General features: G+C 59.1%; 18 protein-coding genes. 3 read left to right on the top strand and 15 right to left on the bottom strand.

Translation table 11 applies throughout. The annotated features are described in order from the left end of the window. Window positions 1–104: 104 nt before the first annotated feature. The 15 genes from rnk to DSL70_RS12360 form a co-directional block, all read right to left on the bottom strand. Window positions 105–521 carry a nucleoside diphosphate kinase regulator gene (rnk, locus tag DSL70_RS12430; RefSeq protein WP_119308233.1) on the bottom strand — a complete coding sequence of 139 codons (417 nt, stop codon included), beginning with the start codon at window positions 519–521 and terminating at the stop codon, window positions 105–107. 476 nt (window positions 522–997) lie between these two features. Continuing rightward, a complete protein-coding gene (locus DSL70_RS12425) occupies window positions 998–2,548 on the bottom strand; it encodes a xylulokinase (RefSeq protein WP_119308232.1) in 1,551 nt (516 codons plus the stop codon). 39 nt (window positions 2,549–2,587) lie between these two features. Further along, entirely contained in the window at window positions 2,588–3,208 is a 621-nt protein-coding gene (locus DSL70_RS12420; RefSeq protein ID WP_119308231.1) for a class II aldolase/adducin family protein, read from the bottom strand. Window positions 3,209–3,303: 95 nt separating this feature from the next. Next, window positions 3,304–4,581 (bottom strand): TRAP transporter large permease, encoded by a 1,278-nt coding sequence (locus DSL70_RS12415; RefSeq protein WP_119308230.1) that lies wholly within the window; start codon window positions 4,579–4,581, stop codon window positions 3,304–3,306. Between the two features lie 2 nt (window positions 4,582–4,583). Then, complete coding sequence (locus DSL70_RS12410) at window positions 4,584–5,090, bottom strand: TRAP transporter small permease (RefSeq protein ID WP_162916648.1); 507 nt, start codon at window positions 5,088–5,090, stop codon at window positions 4,584–4,586. 132 nt (window positions 5,091–5,222) lie between these two features. After that, window positions 5,223–6,218, bottom strand: coding sequence for a TRAP transporter substrate-binding protein (locus DSL70_RS12405; RefSeq protein WP_162916646.1), 996 nt, complete (start codon window positions 6,216–6,218; stop codon window positions 5,223–5,225). A gap of 105 nt (window positions 6,219–6,323) precedes the next feature. Continuing rightward, on the bottom strand, window positions 6,324–7,136 hold the full coding sequence (locus DSL70_RS12400; RefSeq protein ID WP_119308227.1) for a GntR family transcriptional regulator: 813 nt from the start codon (window positions 7,134–7,136) through the stop codon (window positions 6,324–6,326). Between the two features lie 366 nt (window positions 7,137–7,502). Next, window positions 7,503–8,948 carry a pectinesterase family protein gene (locus DSL70_RS12395; protein ID WP_119308226.1) on the bottom strand — a complete coding sequence of 482 codons (1,446 nt, stop codon included), beginning with the start codon at window positions 8,946–8,948 and terminating at the stop codon, window positions 7,503–7,505. 70 nt (window positions 8,949–9,018) lie between these two features. After that, window positions 9,019–10,242 (bottom strand): efflux RND transporter periplasmic adaptor subunit, encoded by a 1,224-nt coding sequence (locus tag DSL70_RS12390; RefSeq protein WP_119308388.1) that lies wholly within the window; start codon window positions 10,240–10,242, stop codon window positions 9,019–9,021. A gap of 59 nt (window positions 10,243–10,301) precedes the next feature. Continuing rightward, window positions 10,302–12,665 (bottom strand): ABC transporter permease, encoded by a 2,364-nt coding sequence (locus tag DSL70_RS12385; RefSeq protein WP_119308225.1) that lies wholly within the window; start codon window positions 12,663–12,665, stop codon window positions 10,302–10,304. Between the two features lie 12 nt (window positions 12,666–12,677). Then, window positions 12,678–13,400, bottom strand: coding sequence for an ABC transporter ATP-binding protein (locus tag DSL70_RS12380; protein WP_119308224.1), 723 nt, complete (start codon window positions 13,398–13,400; stop codon window positions 12,678–12,680). A gap of 184 nt (window positions 13,401–13,584) precedes the next feature. Next, the gene (locus DSL70_RS12375; RefSeq protein ID WP_119308223.1) at window positions 13,585–14,709 is read right to left on the bottom strand and encodes an ABC transporter permease; all 1,125 of its coding nucleotides are present in this window, start codon (window positions 14,707–14,709) and stop codon (window positions 13,585–13,587) included. A 1-nt stretch (window position 14,710) separates the two neighbouring features. Next, window positions 14,711–15,649, bottom strand: coding sequence for an ABC transporter ATP-binding protein (locus tag DSL70_RS12370; protein ID WP_119308222.1), 939 nt, complete (start codon window positions 15,647–15,649; stop codon window positions 14,711–14,713). Then, window positions 15,649–16,608 (bottom strand): HlyD family secretion protein, encoded by a 960-nt coding sequence (locus tag DSL70_RS12365; RefSeq protein ID WP_119308221.1) that lies wholly within the window; start codon window positions 16,606–16,608, stop codon window positions 15,649–15,651. The genes DSL70_RS12370 and DSL70_RS12365 overlap by 1 nt, the downstream gene beginning before the upstream one ends. Then, entirely contained in the window at window positions 16,605–17,258 is a 654-nt protein-coding gene (locus tag DSL70_RS12360) for a CerR family C-terminal domain-containing protein (protein WP_119308220.1), read from the bottom strand. Before DSL70_RS12360 ends, DSL70_RS12365 begins: the two co-directional genes overlap by 4 nt. A gap of 198 nt (window positions 17,259–17,456) precedes the next feature. Between DSL70_RS12360 and DSL70_RS12355 the strand changes: the two genes are divergently transcribed. From DSL70_RS12355 to ung, 3 genes are all read left to right on the top strand, one after another. Further along, window positions 17,457–17,846 carry a DUF6858 family protein gene (locus DSL70_RS12355; protein ID WP_119308219.1) on the top strand — a complete coding sequence of 130 codons (390 nt, stop codon included), beginning with the start codon at window positions 17,457–17,459 and terminating at the stop codon, window positions 17,844–17,846. Between the two features lie 66 nt (window positions 17,847–17,912). Beyond that, on the top strand, window positions 17,913–18,434 hold the full coding sequence (locus tag DSL70_RS12350) for a GNAT family N-acetyltransferase (RefSeq protein ID WP_245418198.1): 522 nt from the start codon (window positions 17,913–17,915) through the stop codon (window positions 18,432–18,434). Further along, window positions 18,434–19,144, top strand: a complete 711-nt coding sequence (gene ung, locus DSL70_RS12345) for a uracil-DNA glycosylase (RefSeq protein WP_119308218.1) — start codon at window positions 18,434–18,436, stop codon at window positions 19,142–19,144. The genes DSL70_RS12350 and ung overlap by 1 nt, the downstream gene beginning before the upstream one ends. The last annotated feature ends 87 nt before the right edge of the window (window positions 19,145–19,231 follow it).

Here is a 19,231-nt window from a genome sequence, read left to right as displayed (position 1 = left end):
GGCAAATCCGTCGGTTGGATGACGCGCGGCTCCTGCGATCGCTTCGTCAGGAAGCGCCACGATCCGAGCTGTTCAGAGAAAGGGGACCTCCTTTTGCCGTCCGATCAAGACGCGGTCTCTGTTGGCGGGTCTACCGCTTCCACGGTCAGGTGCTGGGTGCGCCCGTCGCGCGTGATCCAGTCCATGGATTGCCCGGCGGAAAGTCCGATCAGGGCCACGCCGATGGGCGTCAGAATGGATATTCTGCCCTTGTCAATATCGGCCTGCCCGGGAAAGACCAGCGATATCTGGCGGGTTTCTTCCAGATCACTCGAAAAGCAGACGCCGGATCCCATCCTGATGGTGTTCTCGGCTATCTTCCTGTCTGGAACGACGCGGGCGCGATCCAGTTCGACAAACAACGCATCGGTGACGGATGCCATGCGGTCGGCGTTTTCCTCTGCCAGCAATGTCAGGCGCTTGTGGTCGGTTTGGGTGAGGGTAATTCGGGGTTTTGCAAGTTTGCTCTTGCCATGAGCCATAGCAGCATCTCCTTGACGCGAAGGCGTGCAAGTCAATGTTTCATCTTGAAACGGAACGATAGGTAATGGTTGATTGTCGCACTGCCCGTTGCGTGGTCCACGCCCTGTGGCTGTTTGCCGCTTCCCCGCGGCAAGGCGCGACGCGACCAAGCCGGGGGGCTACCCGCCTGCGATAAGGCACATCCGTTTGAGAACAAGATTGAAGCTTGATAGGGTCATGGAACCACTGTCGCCCTGATGTCAGGGCAAGTCAAGGAACGAAAATGTGACCGGGCTTTTGGTCGAGGTCCTTGCGATCCTCCCTTTGTCTCTCCAGGGATTCCCGGTGGCTTGACAGAACTCTTATCAAAAAAAATGCGCCCTTCAATGGGGTGAGATGAAGGGCGCAGTTATCGTCTTGGGGTCTTCCGGGGTGGCCTTCTATGTGGGCCTTTGGAGGTCGCAGTACCTTGAGGCTGTTCGGGATCTGCCGTTTTCTAGCTGTGCTTTTCCTTGATGGACTGCGCTGTGATGAAATTGTCCTTCAGATCTTCATAGAGCTTTTCGTAAAGGACAAAATAGTCGTCATAGATGGCAGATGCCTGTTTGTCCGGGTGGATGATTTCGCAGTGCTGGGTCGTGTAGCCTGTCATCTCGTCGAGGCTGTCGATAAGGCCGACGCCCTTGGCGGCCAGAATGGCAGCGCCCAGTGTTTCGGTTTCGTTGACGCGCAGGCGGACGATCGGCTCGTTGAGTATGTCGGCAAAGATCTGGCACCAGATCCGGCTGTTGGCGATACCCCCGCCCAAGGACAGGGACTTGGGCTTGTCATTGTGCTTGAGAACGATCTTCATGCCCTGACGGATGGAATAGGCAACACCCTCCATGATCGCCCGGACCATGTCGCCATAACTGGTGCCAAAGCTGAGGCCGAACATCACGCCGCGGGCGTTTGGATCCCAGATCGGGCAGCGCTCGCCGGAGAGATAGGGCAGATAGAGAACGCCATTGGACCCGGCGCTGGCTTCCTCGGCCACCTTGTCGAGCATCTCATAGATGGAGCTTCCCTCTTTCTGGCAGCGCTCGGCGAGGGCTTCGCCGAACTGGTCGCGGAACCAGCGGAGCGAGGCACCGGCCGCGTTGGTGGCTTCAACGCTCAGCCACTGGCCGTCCACGGCGTGGCGGCAATTCATCAGGCGGTCGTCAAAAGCCGGGGTTTCTGTGGTGAAGCAGGCCCGTCCGCAGGTGCCGATGGCAAGGAAACTGTCGCCGGGCAGGATGGCTCCCGCGCCGATGGCTGCCGCTACCGTGTCCATGGACCCGGCAACAACCGGCGTGCCTTCCCTGAGGCCGCATTGTTCGGCCGCAACAGCGGTGACATGGCCGACAATATCCGTTGCATTATAGGGCTTTGGCAGCTTGTCGATCGGCACGCCCGTGTCTCTCGCCAGTCCCTCGTCCCACGTGCCGGTGCGAATGTTGGAGAGCAGCGTGAAGCCCATGCGGGAGGTATTGATCGAGAATTCCCCGGTCAGCTTGTTGATGATGAAGCCGCTCGGGACCACGAACTTGTGGGTCTTCTCGATGATATCGGGGCGGTTCTTGATATACCAGAGCAGGGTTGGCAGGGCAAAGGTGCCGCGGGCGATGCGGTTACCGGTCACTTCATAGATGCGGTCGCGGCCGATGGTGTCTTCCAGCCACTGGACTTCGCTCGCCGAACGCTGGTCAAGCTGGAGGATGGCGTTATAGAGATTGTTGCCCTGCCGGTCGAGAGGGATGAAGGAATTGGTGCAGCTTACCCCGATACCTGCGACCCGGGCCGGGTCGACCTCGCCGCGATCAATGCAGAGCTTGACGTTGCGAACGACACTGGCCCACCAGACATTGGGGTCTTCCTCGACCCAGCCTTCGCGGGGGTGGATCATTGGATATTCCTGATACTCGCTGGCGACGAGATTGCATTCCAGATCATAGAAACTGCATTTGGTTCCCGTGGTTCCTATGTCGATGCCGAGGACAATGGAGTGGTTCTTTTGCGTGACCATCTTATTGTTCTTTCCTGTTGATTTTGGTGTCACAGATGATCAGTATTTGCCGTTCAGATCGTCTTGCTGTTGCCTGCTGAGCGGCTTGCCCCGGCCATTCAGGGTGAAATGCAAATGGGCGTTTTCCTCGATTTCCTCAACCAGGTTGAAGGCCTGATCGATGGTCGCGCCAACGGTCAGGACGCCGTGGTTTTCCAGCAGCAGGGAGTTGCGATCGGCCATGATCGAGATGATGCTGTTGGCCAGTTCGGTCGAGCCTGCGCGATAGTAGGGCACAACGGGCAAGGCTCCGACTCGCACAGAATAGCCGGGGGTATAGACCGGCATTGCGCAGGAGTGGTCAAGGTCTGTCAGGCATGCAACCGCGACCGAGTAGGGGCTGTGAACATGAATGACGACATTGACGTCATCACGCTCATAGCAATTCATGTGCATGCGCCATTCCTTGGAAGGCTTGCCGGCTCCGATGACCGATCCGTCCATGGCGATGGTCACGAGATCCTGCTCCTCAAGCATGCCGAGGCTGACGCCCGAGGGCGTTATGACGATCCTGTCGCCAAGCCGCATGCTAGCATTGCCGCCTGAGCCGGGAACGAAGTCTCTGGCATAGATCCGGTGGCACAAGTCAATAAAGCGGGTGAGGGGATTGGGCGATTTCATTTTGATTTCCTTGAGACCTCCCGCTGCCGGGCACGGCGCATCCTGCTGTCTGCGCGTCTGTGACCCGGAGCGGAGCGGTCGTTCAAACCATGGGGCTATTTCAGAATGCTCGGCAGCCAGGTGGTCATGGCCGGAACATAGGTCGTGAACATCAGGATGACAAAGCCGACCAGGAACAAGCTTGCGCAATATCTCAAGGTCAGTTCCAGCCTTCCTTCGGCGATGTTGTTGCCCAGCAGGGCACAGAGACCGACCGGCGGCGTGATGAGGCCAAGACAGAGGTTGAAGCACATGACGACACCGAACTGGACAACGCTGAGGCCGCAGGCCATGGCGATGGGCAGCAGGATGGGGGTGAAGATCACAACGGCGACGTTGGCTTCCATGAACATGCCGACGATCAGCAGGAAGACGTTGAGCAGCAACAGCAACAAGACTGGTTGATCGGTGACGGACAGCAGATTGGCCGCGATGGCTTCGGGCACGCGCCCCATGGCCAGCACCCAGCTCGATGTCTTGGAACAGCCGACCAGAAACAGCATGATCGTGGAGACAATGCAGCTGTCATAGAAGATCCGGTTGATGCTCTTGAAGGTCAGATTGCGATAGACGAACAGGCCGATGATGAAGGCATAGACTGCCGAAACGGCTGCGGCTTCGGTCGGAGTGAAGACACCGCCAAAAATGCCGCCCAGAATGATGACCGGCATCAGCAGGGCCCAGAAACTGCGCTTGGTTTCCCGGCAGACTTCCTTGTGATCGAGCTTGTTGCCAACCGGCAGATCGAGGCTGCGGGCCTTGTAGTAGGTATAGGCCAGGAAGCCCAGAACAAGCGCGATGCCCGGAACGACTGCCGCCATGAACAGCTCACGAATGGAGGTCTGCACCGAGTTGCCATAGACAATCAGGATGATGCTTGGCGGGATCAGCGGGCCGACCGTCGAGGCGCTGGCTGCGATGGCTGCGGAGAGTTCCGGCGGATAGCCTTCCTTCTTCATGGCCGGAATGGTGATGCCACCAATGGCCGTGACGGTTGCCGTGCCCGAGCCGGAGATGGCAGCAAAGATGGCCGAGGCAATCACGGTGACAATGCCCAGACTGCCGCGCATCCAGCCCATGGTCGCCTTGGTGAAACTGAGGATGCGGTCTGTTATGCCGCCCCCTGTCATCAGGTTACCGGCGAGCACGAAGAAGGGAATGGCCAGCATGGGAAAGGAATCCATGCCTGCGAGGACCTTTTGCGGCACGACGATCAGGTTGTAGTTGCCGACGAGAATGGAGGCCATGGACGCAATGCCGATGGCAAAGGCGACGGGCATGCCCATCAGGACGAGGACAATCATGCCGACGAGTAGAACGGTTCCGATACCCATGACTATTTGCTCCCGGACGCTGATGTGTTGGCACCTGTTGGTACGAGGAAGTCCCTCAGGATGATCTGCACCGTGAACAGCAGCATCAGTGCAGAGCCGACGGGGATGCTCATATACATGAAGGACATCGGGATGTGCAGACCGGCCGAGATCTGATGGGTGGTCTTCAGCGAGATGGCGATGCCATATTTGATCAGGGTTGCAAGGAACCCGACGATCAGGATGTAGTTGATGAAATTGATCAGTTTCTGGGCGCGCTCGGGTAGCAGGTTGACCACGAAGTCGATCCTGATGTGCTGGAACCGGCGCAGCGCGCTGGCCGCTCCGAGGAGAACGACCCAGATGAAGGCATAACGGGCGAATTCTTCCGCCCAGATGTTTGAACTGTCAAAGACGTAGCGCAATACGACCTGATAGAAGATAACCGCTGTCATCATCATGAGGCAGACGATGATGATGAAGTTGATGGTCTTCTCGATCGCACTACAGACCCACTCTAAAGTACGCATGGTTTTCTCCGCAGGTCTCTGGCGGCGTCGGCCGCCCTGCAGTGGGGAAGGATCGGGCATGACTGACCCGTCGGGTGCCGGGATTGGGCTCCGGCACCCGTTGGTCATTCATTTGGCTCTAGTGAGTGCTGATTATTGAACGGCTTTGATCTTTTCGACCCAGTCGGTCAACTCAGGGAAGTTGTCTTTCACGACATCTTTTGTTGCTTCCCGGAAGCCATCGAGTTCAGGGGTGACGATCTCGGCACCGGCATCTTGCCATTTCTGCAGGAAGCCATCCTCGTTGTCAGTGATCAGGCCGCTGGTGTAGTGACCGGCTTCGTTGCCCGCTTCGACAATGGCCGTCTGGACATTTTCAGGCAGGCTGTTGAAGTAGGACTGATCCATCATGAAGACGTCGGCGCTCCAGCGGTGGTCGGTCTTGATGAGGAATTTGCAGATGTCGGCAAGGCCGAAGTTGTAGGACAGGATCGGAGGGTTCTCCTGAGCCTCCACGGTGCCCTGCTGCAGGCCGGTGAGCACTTCGGTCATGGCCATCGGGGTCGGGGTAGCACCCAGAGCCTGCCAGGTCTTGACGCTCATGTCGTCGGCGGGAACGCGGATTTTCAGGCCCTTGACACCGGCAACGTCGGTGAACTTCTTGGTCGAGGTGGTGACACGCACACCGCGATAGGATGGGCCAAACAGTTTCATGCCAGCTTCATCGCCAGCTGCCTTGAGCAGTTCCCCGCCAAGCTCGCCTTCCCAGACCTTGTCGAAATGGGCACGGTCACGGAACATGAAGGGCACGAGGTCCAGCAGGGAGAGATTGGTGTAGGACGGCAGGGTGCCGAAGCCTTCGATGACGACTTCGTTGGTGCCCAGCTGCAGGCCTTCGATGATCTCGCGCACGTTGCCAAGAACGCCCGCGCCGTAGATTTCAACTTTGACCTGACCGTTGGTCTTCTGCTCGACAAGCTCCTTGAACTTTTCGGCATCTTTTTGTTTCGGATCGGTATTTGCGTTGATATGGGCAAGACGCAATACGATCTGATCTGCTGCCAGAGCTGATGTGCTGGTCATCATTCCTCCTGCTGCGGTCAATGCAGCACCGGCAAGCAACGTCAATACCCAAGTTGTTTTTTTCATGATTTCCTCCATAGGGTTAAACGCAAATCTGTCTCGGGTACGAGGCGGGGTCCTGACCGTGCGGGCACGGGGCAGGCTCAGTCGAGACGTATCCAGGGCAGAAAGTCAGGAAATTTTTTGAGACGGTTTTCCCTGCCCGTCGAGGTGGCACTCTGCCAGCCTCTTTATCTGGTCGATGCGAAGCTGGGCTTCCTCATCGACGTTGTAGTCTTCGCAGGCATGCAGGACATGCCATGCGATGGCCTTGACAAATCTGGCTTGATCGAGCGCCTTGAGGGCTTCCATGATCTCACGGTGCTCAACCAGATTATTCTCGAAAATCGGCCGCTTCAGCGGCTTGTGTTCATTGTGCAGATAGGCAAAGAAGGTGAACTCATTGGTGTTGAGGCCATTGTAGACAGTCACCAGAGACTGGTTCTGGGCTGCCATCATGTAGCGCCGGTGAAAGCGGGTTTCATTTGATACCCAGGCTTCATAATCGATGCTGGCGTCGTCGCTGATTGCCTCCTCCATGGCAGTCAGACAGGCTTCCAGATCTGCCACCAGAGTGTCGTCCTTTCTGGCCGACCGAATGATCTCACCGGCATAAAAGAGCTCGCACATCAGTCGGACGCCCAGTCGCTCCACCAGTTCGTTGTTGGTGAAACTCTTGACGACCATGCTCTTGTTGGGGATCGCCTCGACCAGATCCTCGGATACGAGGCGGTTCAGCGCATCCTTGACCGGAGTGTGGCTTACGCCCAGCGTTTCGGACAACTCCCGCACAACCAGTTTTTCTCCCGGCAGATAGTCGCCGGCAAAAATCATCGAACGGATCTGTTTGGCCACCAGATCCACAAGCGAGGTGTTGATGAACTGTTTGAGGTCGGATTCGCGGGTGTTCTGCCCCTTCTGGGTTCCGGTCTTGAGGTCTTTCATTCAGGTGCTTTCCTTTGAGTTGAATTGAGCTGCAGCGTTCATTTTTACTCAAAAATATTTAGGTAAATCTTAGATCAGACTCGCTTTTTGTCAAGGAGGATTCTGGTCAAGGGTCGGCAGATGCCGTCAAACCAGCGGCTGAAAGCCGGTGGAGCAGGTATTCTTGAGGGTCGGAATGTGTCGGAAATTCAATGAGTTGTGAAAATTCGGTTGATGAATTCCTGGGTGTTTGCCCGTAGGCCAAAGTGTTGAGGATGAGCGCGCTGGTTCGTCATCCTGTCGATGTCTGATCAAGACATGACGATGCGTTCGCCCGTTGGGTGCGGCGTTCGGTTGATTGATCATCAACAGCGGCAGAGGGGATGATTAGCGATCCGTTGTTTCGTTGCCATATTCGGCAATGAAGGGCAGAGGGGCATCCTGCTCGTCATAGGCAAGGCCCTGTTGCTTCAGCCAGCCTGCGAGATGGCGGTTGAAGTCGGTGATGCCATACTGGACTGGGCGGAAACGCGGAGCCCACGGGGCAGGGTGGTAGGTGCCATCTTTATCGAATTCTCCGCCATTCCAATCGGTCCACGGGGCAAAGCGGTTGATGTGCCTGCCGATGCGGCTGTGAAGCACGGCGACCTTGCCTACCGCTTCCAGCGTCTTCAGTGCGATGGTGCCGGTCGGCTCCTCATAGTGGGACAATTCGTCAAGCGAGCAGCTATAGCCGGGCACCGGCGAGGAGCCATAGGGGGTTGCGCGCACCCGTTCGAACCATTGCCGTCCAAGATAGAAGCTGCCTTGCAGTGCGGCCTCGCTGTCGTCATGGGTGAAATCGCAATCCCAGAAGACGATGCCATAGGTGATATGGATGTTTGTGCTGGGGGCTGCGACATAGGTGTCGGATGTTCTGGCGCCTTTGGAGCGGATTTCGCAATGGTCGAAAAAGGCGGTGCTGTTGCCGAAGATGAAGTCGACGTCGCCTTCGATGTAGCAATTCCTGAAGCAGGACTTTACCGTCTTACGCGGCTCGTTGGTCTTGAAATAGAGGGTGTCCTGATCGCCGAGCAGGCGGACATTGTCAAACAGCACGCGGTCTGCAGCATCGATCAGAACGGCAACAGCCTGATGCTGACCGTGGGCCCACTGGCCTTGATGGTTGCGTGCTACATCCGTCCTGTCGGCAATGTCAGGCGTGAGCCGGTCTTCGTTGTAGCTGTTCTCGATGGTCAGGTTCAGGGCCTCGAAGCCATCGTTGCGCACACGCATGACACAAGAATTGGTGGTGCCGATGTCGAAATCGCCCCGTGCCGACACCTCCTCGAACATCGCCCGGATGCTGGGCTCGGTGTTGAGAAAGGCCGAGCCGAAGCGCATGGTATAGGCATCTGCCGTCAGGCCCTGATCGATGTCGACCGAGATGACGGTCTTGCGGGCATCCGTGTCGCGAGCGTAGAGCGTGATAGGCACCTTTTGTCCGTTCACTTCCAGCGCCGGGACGTAGACCAGTTCGTTGTATGTGCCCGGGGCAATCTCGATATGGAGGCGTCTGCTAAGGCTCTTGCCTTTGGCGTCGCGGACGGCCTGGCTGATGGCCTGCTGGATCGAGGCAAAGCAATCGGGTTTGGTCATGTCGCCCGGATCGACGCAATAGTCGGGCTTGAGACTGCGGGGAATGCCCTTCAGCACTGGTGCAATCGGGTCCCAGTCCGCTCCGCCTTCCGGCGCTTCGTCATGGTTGAGAACCACTTCGGGGCGATAGAGGGCCGCCAGCTCCTTGCTCATTTGCGGGCGCGTCGGGGTGCTGGCGATGGGCTGGTCGGTCATGAGTTTACCTTTGAAATCGGGGCGCGGCGGGCTGTTGGCTGGCGCAAAATCGGTTCCCCTTATGTCTCCTTCATTCCACTGTGCGGCGCGTGACTTTTGTCCCGTCGCCAAGGCCGGCGGATGGATAGAGGATGATTTCGTCGCCTGCGCTCAAACCATCAAGAATTTGCGCTGAAATGCCATTGTCTTTTCCGACCTTTACAAGGGTTTGATGTGCTGTTTTGTCCGTCACCCTGAAAACGGCCCAGTTTTCACCATCGCGGAACAGGGCGTTGGAGGGGACAATGAGGGTGTTGTCTGCCGACCAGACGACGATTTTGACTTCAACGCGATAGCCATGCCCTAGCTTTTCGCGTTCGGCTCGTGGGCTGGTGAAGCGAATGACGGCCTTGACCCGCTGTTCCTCGACGCCGAGGGAGGAATATTTGGTGTAGCCCCATGGCTCGACCCGATCGACAACGCCTTCAAGCTGCCTGTCGCCGCCCCAATCCTCGATCATCACGCGGTCGCCGGGGTTGACTTGAACCGCATCGGTGGAGAGCAGTTCGACCACGACTTCCAGATCATGATCGATATTGCCGATTTCCATGATGTCGGTGCCAGCAGCAAGCGTGGTTTCGCTCTTCTGAATGACACGCAGAACGGTGCCGGTGGTCGGCGCCGTGAGCGGGACCGTTGCCCCGGCGCTGTCGGGGGCTGCGCCCGAAGTCGTGTCAAAACCGATGAGGCGGGCGCGGGCGTTGTCGAGTTCGGCTTCCCTGACGCCAATCACCGCTTCGGCATTGTCGCGGGCAGCACTGGCGGTGCGATAGCTTGCCTCGGCGCGATCGAGGGCGGCCTTGCTGGCGGTATCTTTTGCTGCAAGCTGTCGGGTGCGGTCAAGCTCACGGGTGGCCAGCTCCAGATCGGACTGGGCCTTGTTGAGATCAGCCCGCGCAACCCGCAAAGTGGCTTCCGCCGCTGTAACGGAGGCGTTGGCCTGTTCGCGGGTCCGGATGTCGAGCATGGCAGGGCTTGCCGGACGCATCCGGGCAATAACCGTCTCGCCCTTGAGTACCGGATCGCCCGGTTCGACCTCCACCCGCAACAGGCGCCCGGCCACCGGGCTTGAGACCACATAGGCATCATGGACGCGGGTGAAGCCTTCCTCATTGATGGTTACCTGCATCGACCCAATCGTTGCCGTGCCCATGTCAACCGATGTCGGGCGTGGCCAGAAGGCATAGGCGAGGGCTGCCACGACGACAACTGCCGCCGTGATGGCGAAATAGGAGCGGGATCTTTTTCTGGCCATGACGGTCAGCCCTCCGGTTTGCAACTGGTGTTCATTTTCCCTGTTCCTTTCCTGCCGTTTCATTCCCTGATCTTGAGGGCTGAGACAAGGTCTGCGCGATCGATATCACGCCGGACGATCCAGCCCGAGAAAATGGCTGCGGCGAGAACCGCAAGGGCGGCCCGACCATAGCTCTCGGGGATAAAAAGGATCGGAATCTGATAGAGGTCCGTGCTGAACCCTCTGGCGATCACCATGGTGAAATAATAGCCCAGAATGGAGCCGATGGGCAGGGCGGCCAATGTGATAACCGCCAGTTCCCCCAGCAGAACGAAGGACACCTCCGACCGGGTGAAGCCCATTACCCTGAGACTGGCAAGATCGCGCTGGCGCTCGGCAAAGGCGATGCGGGCAGCGTTGTAGACGATGCCGAAGGTGATGATGGCGGCGATGATCAGCATGACATAGCGCATGGACCCGGCGCCGGTGTCCATCATCTTCTGGAAGGCAGCCCGGGCATCGGATTTCATGCTGACCCCCGCCACATAGGGGCGGCTTTTGAGTGCCTTGAAAATGGCTCCTGCCCGGTTTTTGTCGATGCGCAGATAGACTGAAGAAATGCGTCCGGGTTCGCCAAGAAGGCGGGTGAGGGAGGCGATCTGCATGTAGGCGGGGGAACCGAGCAGGCTTTCGGCGACACCGCTCACCGGAATGCGCAAGCTGGGGCGCTCACCTTCGAGCACATCGATGTTGAGGATTGTGCCGGGTTCGATGGCCAGCATCGAGGCGAGGGATCGCGACAGGGTGATGCCCTGCCGGGAGAGGGTGATGGGAGCGCTTTTCTCATCAAGGGCCCGTTTGAGGCGTGGCTGTGGTACAAGGCCGGTGATGGCGCCGCGATAGCTTTCCACGCCGTTACGGAAGACGACGGCAACGCTACGCTCCGGTTCCGTGTCGATAACGCCGGGGATGCTCTCAAGCTCGTGAACGACTGTCTCGCCGATCGGGTGGGTGAAGGTCACCGTCACGTCAGAGCGGTCCATTACCGTGTAGGTGAGGTCTATCGTGTGGTCGAACCCGGCCAGCATCGAGATCATCGAGACCGAAAGCGCCATGCCACAGGCAATGCCTGTCAGCGAGCCGAGCATGCGACCGGGCTGGCGCGTGATGCGCCGCAAAACCATCCGGCTCGGTTGATCAAGGAGGGTGATGAGTCGTCTGGCGAAGCGGCCCGTGGTCGAATAGTCTGGTGGTGCCGGAGGGCGCATGGCAACGGCGGGCGTGAGGGCAAATACCTTCCTGAGGACCAGCAATCCGCCTGCCGAGGCTGCGGCAATCGAGGTGAGGATTGCTGTGGCAAAGGAGGCCGGGTCAAGCCGGAAGACCAGCATCGGGAATTTGTAGTAGGTCAGATAGAGCGGCATCATCGCCCGCCCCATGGCGATGCCACCCAGACAGCCGAGCAGGGCTCCGCCGATGGCGATGATCAGCACGAATTTGAAATAATGCAGCCCGACCTCGCCGTTGGTGTAGCCGAAGGACTTGATGAGGCCGATCTGCTCGCGCTCTGCCTCGACCATGCGGGAAATGACGATGTTGAGCAGGAAGGCGGCCACGGCCAGAAACAGCGGCGGTACGACACGCGCCGAAGAGCGCATGCCCTCGATTTCCTCGGTGACGAAGCGGTTGGAGGTCAGATCCTTGAGACCATAGGCACCAAGCCCGCCGTAAGGGGACAGGATGCGGTCGACCCGGTCGAGGGTTGCCTGCAGATTGTTGCTACGGCCGATGGAGAGGATGGCCTCGTTGAAGGCCCCTTGCATGTCGAATGCGGCGGCAAGGGCGGTTCGGCTCATCCAGATGACGCCGAAGCGGCTGTCATCGGAGATCATTTCTCCCGGCGCAACGCTATAGAGATATTCCGGCGACTGGGCGAGGCCGACAATGGTAAGGGTGCGTCGGGCGCCATTCATGGTGGCCGAGAGAGTGTCGCCGGGTTTGAGGTCATGGGCTCGCGCGAAACTGTTGAGCAGGATGATCTCGTCGGCATCTTTCGGGTCCATCCGGCGACCATCGGTCAGGTGGATGGCGTTGAGGCGTGGCGCGCCGGTATCCGGTAGCGAAATGGCAATGGCACGCAAGGGCAGGTCGAGGCTTGGCAGGCTGATGAGGGCGGAGCCGGTGATGCGGCCTTCGGCTGCGGACACGCCGGGGAGCGCTGCCAGCTTGCGGATGACGTGGGAGGGGGCCCGCTTGACCGGCGCAAAGACATCGCCAAGGCGGTTGCGCTCGTAATAGACCCGCCGGGTTTCCTGTAGGGAATTGACGACCCCGGCCATCATCACCAGCAGTGTGACACCCGTGGCGATGACCATGGCAATGGCGATGGCCTGCCCCTTGATGCGCCAGAGATCTCTTGCCAGCTTCCGGTCCAGTGGTGTCATACAGAGCCTCTCCTACCACTCGATTTCGTCGGGGTCGCGCTTGGTTTCATTCTCCACCACTTCCCGGATGCGCCCGTCGGCAAAATGGATGACGCGGTCGGCCATGGCAGCGGTACTGGCTGCGTGGGTGACGATCAGCACCGTTGCGCCGAGCTGTTCGTTGATGTCCCTGAGGACCTTTAGCACCACCTTGCCGGTCTTGCTGTCGAGCGCACCGGTTGGTTCGTCACAGAAGAGTACGGTGGGCTGTTTGGCGATGGCACGCGCAATGGCAACCCGCTGCTGTTCACCACCGGAAAGCTGGGCGGGGAAATGGTCGGCCCGCTCGGCAAGGCCGACAAGCGCCAAGGCGTCCTCGGGCGCCAGCGGGTGGTCGGCGATTTCGGTGACCAGTTCGACATTCTCCCGTGCGGTAAGGCTCGGCATCAGATTGTAGAACTGGAAGACAAAGCCCACGTGATTGCGGCGGTAGAGGGTGAGCTTGTCGTCCGGCAGATCGGACAGGCACAAGTCCTGAAAATGGACGTCGCCGTCGGTGGCGCGATCAAGGCCGCCGATGATGTTGAGCAGGGTCGACTTGCCACTGCCCGAGGGACCGAGAAGGACGACAATTTCGCCGGACGGGATTTCCAGATCGACCCCGCGCAGGGCGTGCACCGCAGCGTTGCCCTCGCCGTAAACCTTTGTGAGGCCCCGTGTTCTGAAGGCGAAAGGCTTGTCCGCTTCGTTCGTCATCTGATGAGCCTCTCTATCCATCGGATCTAGCTCCGCGGTGTGGACACGGGGCGGGTGGTATGAATCCCACTATACACCATTTATGAGACCATATCGCTGGCAGGGTCAGGAAAGGGCCCGGAAAACGCCAAGAAAAAGTCCGCAGGGGTCGATGATCCCTGTGGTTTGGGGGCGAGGGGCTCGCTCAGTCCAACGTTTTGCGGAAGCGGGCGAGGGAGAAGATGATCAGCAGGATGGTGAAGCCGATGAGGGCCAGCATGGGTGTGCGCATGGCTTCAAGATCCGCCCCCTTCAGCATGACGCCGCGCACAATCCTGAGGAAATGGGTGAGCGGGAAGATCTCGCCGATCATCTGAGCCCAGTGCGGCATGCCCTTGAAGGGGAACATGAAGCCGGACAGCATCAGCGACGGCAGGAAGAAGAAGAAGCTCATCTGCATGGCCTGCATCTGGCTACCGGCAACGGTCGATATGAAATAGCCGATGAGCACCAGCGACGAGATGAAGATCAGGATTCCCGCGATCAGCAGCCAGATCGAGCCGACAAAGGGAACATGGAACACCAGCTTGGCGGCGACCAGAATGATGATGACCTGCACTGCCCCGACCGCCAGATAGGGCAGGATCTTGCCGAGCATGATCTCGAACGGTGTGGCAGGCATCGCCAACAGGTTTTCCATCGTGCCTCGCTCAACCTCGCGGGTCAGCGCCATGGCTGTCATCATCACCATGACAAGCTGCAGGATGACGCCGAGCAGACCGGGCACGATGTTATACTGAGAGATGCCTTCGGGATTGTAGCGGCGATGGACGACGATATCGACGGAGCTGGCCTCGTTCTGGTTTTTGCCCAGCTCGCGCTCGAATGCTTGTTTGGCAACGGTTGCCAGGGTCGAAACGGCGCCTGACGAAGCTGCCGGGTCAGAGGCATCGGCTTCGATCAAAATCTGTGGTTCGTCGCCACGCAAAACCCGTTTGGAGAAGTCGGACGGGATGGTCACCACAAAGGAAACCCGCCCCTCCTGCATCAGTTCATCGGCCTGACTTTCCGGAATGCCGACATAGTCAAAGCGGTAGTAGCCGGTCACTTCCAGTGCCGAGACGATGGCCCGGGTAAACTGGTCCTGCGAGGTGGTCACCAGCGCCGATGGCAGTTGCTTGGGGTCGGTGTTGATGGCAAAGCCGAACAGCGCCAGCTGGACAAGGGGGATGCCGATCATCATGCCGAAGGTGATGCGGTCGCGCATCATCTGCGTCATTTCCTTGGCCAGCAGGGCAAACAGGCGGGTGAAGGAGAAGAAATGGTTCATGTCATTTGCTCTCCGAGGCCGGCTCGGCCATGTTGTCCGTGGAGCCGGTCATATACTGGATGAAGACATCCTCAAGCGTCGTCTGGCCCGGTTCACAGCGGATATCGAATTCCTGCGACGCCTTGCGGACGGCCTGTTCCAGAAGGGTCTTGTTCTTGCCGACCACATGCAGGCTGTTGCCGAAGGGGGCGATCTGGTCGACCCCCTGTTGGTTTGCCAGCATGCGTGCGGCAGACTGGGAGCCCTTGCCGGAGAGGATGAAGGTGTGAAGGCCTGCTTCCGCCACGACTTCCTCAACCGTGCCGGAGGTCAACAGCTTGCCATAGGCGATATAGTTGATGCGGTGGCAGCGTTCCGCCTCGTCCATATAGTGGGTGGAGACCATGACGGTCATGCCGTCGGCGGCAAGGTCGTGGATTTCGTCCCAGAATTCCCGTCGGGCTTTCGGATCCACCCCGGCGGTGGGTTCGTCGAGCAGGAGCAGTTTGGGCTTGTGCATGATACAGGCGGCGAGCGCCAGCCGCTGTTTCCAGCCGCCGGACAGCAAGCCCGCCAGCTGATGTCGCCGGGAGGTGAGGCCAAGCTTGTCGAGCGTGTCGCGCACATAGCTGCGGGTGGGAGACAGGCCATACAGTCGGGCGACGAAAAAGAGATTCTCCTCGATTGTCAGATCGGTGTAGAAGGAGAATTTCTGCGTCATGTAGCCGACCTGGCGCTTGATCTTGAGTTGATCGGCGTGCAGGTCATAGCCCAGAACGGTGCCTTCTCCTTCGTCAGGAGTGAGCAGACCACACATGACACGGATGGTGGTGGTCTTGCCCGAGCCGTTGGGGCCGAGAAAGCCGGAAATCTCGCCCTCCTCGACGGACAGCGTGACGTGATCGACGACCGTCTTGTCGCCGAAGCGCTTGACCAGATTGCGGACGTCGATGGCCTTCATCAGTTGCCTCCGCCGTTGCCCGGAGCGAGCCACGCCGAAACGATCTGGCCGGGCTTGAGACCCGCCGTCACACCGGCTCGCGCCTCGATAAGGTAGACGAGCTTCTGGCGGTTTTCGAGCGAATAGATCACCGGGGGCGTGAATTCCGGGCCGTCGGCAATATAGCTCACTTTGGCGGTCAGTCCCGGTTGGCAGGAATCGCAGCTGATTGACAGCTGACTGCCCATCTTGACGCTGGCAAGGCTTTCCTCGGGGATGTAGAGGCGGAGCTTGATGCCGGTGTCAGGCAGGATCGAGAGGACAGGCACCTGAGGGCCTGCCATTTCACCCACTTCATGGATGATATCGGTGACAACACCGGCCTGCGGTGCCTTCAGCGTGCGCTGCTGCTGTTTCCATCGTGCAGCTTCGAGGCTCGATTGGGCCTGTTCGACGGCCGCTTCGGCCGCTGCGATCTCGTCCTTGCGGGCGGGCAGTCTGGTATAGGCCAGATTGGCCTTGATCTCTTCGACCTGCGCCTTGGCGACGTCGAATGCGGTTTGGGCGTTGTCAAAGACGCTTTGCGCAACGCTTCCCTTCTCAACGAGCGTCCGCTGGCGCTGCAGGTCGCGGTCGGCCTGCTCGACACCCAGCCGGGCTGCTTCCAGAGAGGCTTCCAAGGCCGCGATCTTTTCCGGCCTTGCCCCTTGCTGGAGGTTGGCAAGGGTGGCTCTTGACTGGGCGAGGGCTGCGCTGGCGTTGGCCACGGCTATGTCGGCGTCCTGCTGTTCCAGCGCGGCAACGGTCTGGCCGCGGGCAACACGATCACCCCGAGCGACGGCAATGTCGATGATCCGGGCCGTTTCAATCGGCGCGATCTGCACATAGTCCCCTTCGACATAGCCAGTGGCGAGCGGCGAGGGGGGCAGGCAACCGGTCAGCAGAGCGCCGACAAGGGGGAGGGAGCAGAGAAAACTCATGTTTTTCTCCTGTAGTTATCAATGATGCTTCGGATGTTCCCTTGCAGAACGCGCAGGATGATGCCGGTTTGGTCGGGCCCGTAGGCAGGCCAGTTCTGGTGTTTCAGGATGACGGGCTCGCCGATCCTGAAATAGGCAAGGACGCTGATCAGCGAGAAGATGGCGACCTTCAGTTCTTCCCTGTCGGCGTCGCTGTCCTCGCGGCCGGTTGCTTCCAGAAACAGCTGATAGAAAAGCAAGAAGGTGGGGTTGAAGAAATGGGTATAGACATGCTCGAACACCTCGCCCTTCGCGTGCGCCTCCCTGATCATGAAGCGCATGATGGCGTCGGCTTCCTCGATGCTGAGCACGACAATGGCCTGACGCAGCATCGAGGCTTCAAACCGGGTCTGGGGGGCGTCCAGCGTCGGCGGCAGGCTGATCGCTTCGGGGTGCCCGCGCAATCGGTCAAGGCGAGCAACGATTGTTTCCGCACAGGCCAGACGCAACCCGGCCTTGCCGCCGAAGTGATAGTTGATCGAGGCGATGTTGGTTTTGGCGTGCTGTGCGATTTCGCGCGTCGATGTCGCTTCGAACCCCTTTTCCGCAAAGAGAAAAAAGGCTGCCCTGATGAGATTGGCCTTGGTTGTGTCTGCTCGCGACTGAGCCATGGTGCATGCCTGCCCGAGGGGATCCTCGCCTTTCCTGTTGAGGTTGTTTTATCATGGTCATAAAATTTAATCAATCGATTGATTAAATTTTTGATCTCATTGTTTGGGGCGACTCACGCTAGCCTGCCGAAAACCGGAATGGGCGGGCCTGTTTTCCGCCGATTGGGCTAAATGACTATACGGCTGTGAGGGGATGAGATGGAGCGTGTGATCTACAAGGACAAATATCCTGTGCTTGAACTGGACATTGCCAAAACCAGAACGAAGGCCCGAAGTGTTGACGAGATCATCGCGGCCTTGCGGCAGCATATCGACGGCAACCCGGCGATAGCCTATCTGGGGATCTTCGAGCACTATGCCCACACCATGTCACTGGGTGGAGCCGTGGCCGACGGGGTGGTCGACGCGAAAAATCTGCTGTTCTGCTTTGGCAAGACGATCCCGGACCTGACCGTGCTTGCGGTGCGTCCGCGGTCGATTGGCATTCTCGATCTGGGGGATCATTTTCATATCACCTTTCTGGAACCGCCGCAGGATGGGGTGACAAGGCAGCTTGTGAGCTGGTGCGAGGCTCTGATAGAAGACTGACACTGTCCCCTGTTTCACCGCACTCTCCCGAACTTGCCCGAACTGGCATGGCTCCAAGGACCCTTCATGAACGACCCTTTGATCTCCCTTTCACAGCAAGGCGCCACGCCCTTGCATATCCGCATGGCTCGCGTTGAAGATGCCCCCGAAATTCATCGCATGATTGCTGCGCTCGCGGTCTTTCTGGGGGATGCTCACAAGCATGTGGCGAGCGTTGAGGACTATGTCCGCCATGGGTTCGGCGAGACACCGGCGTTTCAGTGTGTTTTGGCAGAGCAGGACGGCAGGGTGCTGGGGCTCTGCCTCTATTTCGGGATTTTCTCCTCCTGGATGGGGGTGCCGGGGCTTTATGTTCAGGATCTCTATGTGTCTGATGAGGCGCGTGGGTTGAAGCTCGGGCGGTTGCTGTTGCAGCAGGTCGCAAAGCTTGGTGCGGAACAGGGTTGCGGCTATCTGCGTCTGTCTGTGGATGCGGCCAATATCGGGGCGCAGGGCTTTTACGAGGCCTGTGGCCTTCAATGGTCCGGTTCGGAAAAAATGTATATGGCGCTCGGCGAGGCGTTCCAAGCACTGGCGGGGCGGGCGTGATGATGACGTTGCTTGAAGAACTCGACGCCTGTGGCGGCTGGCGTGACGCGCTTGCGGGAGAACGCCAGCGACTTGCCGGGCTGGAAGCGTGGCTTGCGGAAGAAGAGCGGCAGTATCAGGTTCTGCCGGAGCGCGGGCTGCGTCTCAATGCCCTGCGGCGAACACCGCTTGAGGATGTTCGGGTGGTGATCACCGGGCAGGACCCCTATCCGGGGCTTGAAGGCTCGGTTCCCCATGCCATGGGGCTGTCATTCTCGGTGCCGGAGGGGATCAAGCCGCCGCGCTCGCTCAACAATATCTACAAGGAGCTTGCCGACGATTGCGGGCTGATGCCTCCCTCCCATGGCGACCTGTCGACCTGGGCGGAGCAGGGCGTTCTGATGCTCAACAGCACGCTGACCCTCAGGCAGGGAGAGCCAGCCTCTCATGCCAAGCAAGGCTGGGAAGCCTTCACGGCGTCGGCCCTTGCCTGCGTCAACCGGGGGAGTGCGCCGGTGGTGTTCCTTGCCTGGGGCAAGCACAGCCACAAGCTGGCTGCCGATATCGATGAAGGGCGGCATGCTGTCATCCGCACCTCGCATCCGAGCCCGCTTGGTGCGCGCAAGGCTGGGGCCGATTTTGATGCCTTTATCGGTTCGCGATGCTTTTCCCGTGCCAACCGGTTCTTGAGGGAAAAGGGGCGCGGCGAGATCGACTGGTGCCGGCTCTGAGTATCTCAGGGCGGTGGCTGGTGGAACAAAACCCACCGGCGGGCGTTGAACAGAGGTAGTTGCACCCCTCTATCCGCGAGCCCATTG

It is taken from the genome of Cohaesibacter haloalkalitolerans (assembly GCF_003574655.1).
Classification (GTDB): Bacteria; Pseudomonadota; Alphaproteobacteria; order Rhizobiales; family Cohaesibacteraceae; genus Cohaesibacter; species Cohaesibacter haloalkalitolerans.
Note: the sequence above shows the minus strand (reverse complement) of the source record. Positions and strands in the feature narration are given on the sequence as shown.

Excerpts from the sequence above, each read along its gene's own strand:
- rnk (WP_119308233.1), bottom strand. The coding sequence starts at position 521 with ATGGCTCATGGCAAGAGCAAACTTGCAAAACCCCGAATTACCCTCACC.
- DSL70_RS12425 (WP_119308232.1), bottom strand. The coding sequence starts at position 2,548 with ATGGTCACGCAAAAGAACCACTCCATTGTCCTCGGCATCGACATAGGA.
- DSL70_RS12420 (WP_119308231.1), bottom strand. The coding sequence starts at position 3,208 with ATGAAATCGCCCAATCCCCTCACCCGCTTTATTGACTTGTGCCACCGG.
- DSL70_RS12415 (WP_119308230.1), bottom strand. The coding sequence starts at position 4,581 with ATGGGTATCGGAACCGTTCTACTCGTCGGCATGATTGTCCTCGTCCTG.
- DSL70_RS12410 (WP_162916648.1), bottom strand. The coding sequence starts at position 5,090 with ATGCGTACTTTAGAGTGGGTCTGTAGTGCGATCGAGAAGACCATCAAC.
- DSL70_RS12405 (WP_162916646.1), bottom strand. The coding sequence starts at position 6,218 with ATGAAAAAAACAACTTGGGTATTGACGTTGCTTGCCGGTGCTGCATTG.
- DSL70_RS12400 (WP_119308227.1), bottom strand. The coding sequence starts at position 7,136 with ATGAAAGACCTCAAGACCGGAACCCAGAAGGGGCAGAACACCCGCGAA.
- DSL70_RS12395 (WP_119308226.1), bottom strand. The coding sequence starts at position 8,948 with ATGACCGACCAGCCCATCGCCAGCACCCCGACGCGCCCGCAAATGAGC.
- DSL70_RS12390 (WP_119308388.1), bottom strand. The coding sequence starts at position 10,242 with ATGGCCAGAAAAAGATCCCGCTCCTATTTCGCCATCACGGCGGCAGTT.
- DSL70_RS12385 (WP_119308225.1), bottom strand. The coding sequence starts at position 12,665 with ATGACACCACTGGACCGGAAGCTGGCAAGAGATCTCTGGCGCATCAAG.
- DSL70_RS12380 (WP_119308224.1), bottom strand. The coding sequence starts at position 13,400 with ATGACGAACGAAGCGGACAAGCCTTTCGCCTTCAGAACACGGGGCCTC.
- DSL70_RS12375 (WP_119308223.1), bottom strand. The coding sequence starts at position 14,709 with ATGAACCATTTCTTCTCCTTCACCCGCCTGTTTGCCCTGCTGGCCAAG.
- DSL70_RS12370 (WP_119308222.1), bottom strand. The coding sequence starts at position 15,649 with ATGAAGGCCATCGACGTCCGCAATCTGGTCAAGCGCTTCGGCGACAAG.
- DSL70_RS12365 (WP_119308221.1), bottom strand. The coding sequence starts at position 16,608 with ATGAGTTTTCTCTGCTCCCTCCCCCTTGTCGGCGCTCTGCTGACCGGT.
- DSL70_RS12360 (WP_119308220.1), bottom strand. The coding sequence starts at position 17,258 with ATGGCTCAGTCGCGAGCAGACACAACCAAGGCCAATCTCATCAGGGCA.
- DSL70_RS12355 (WP_119308219.1), top strand. The coding sequence starts at position 17,457 with ATGGAGCGTGTGATCTACAAGGACAAATATCCTGTGCTTGAACTGGAC.
- DSL70_RS12350 (WP_245418198.1), top strand. The coding sequence starts at position 17,913 with ATGAACGACCCTTTGATCTCCCTTTCACAGCAAGGCGCCACGCCCTTG.
- ung (WP_119308218.1), top strand. The coding sequence starts at position 18,434 with ATGATGACGTTGCTTGAAGAACTCGACGCCTGTGGCGGCTGGCGTGAC.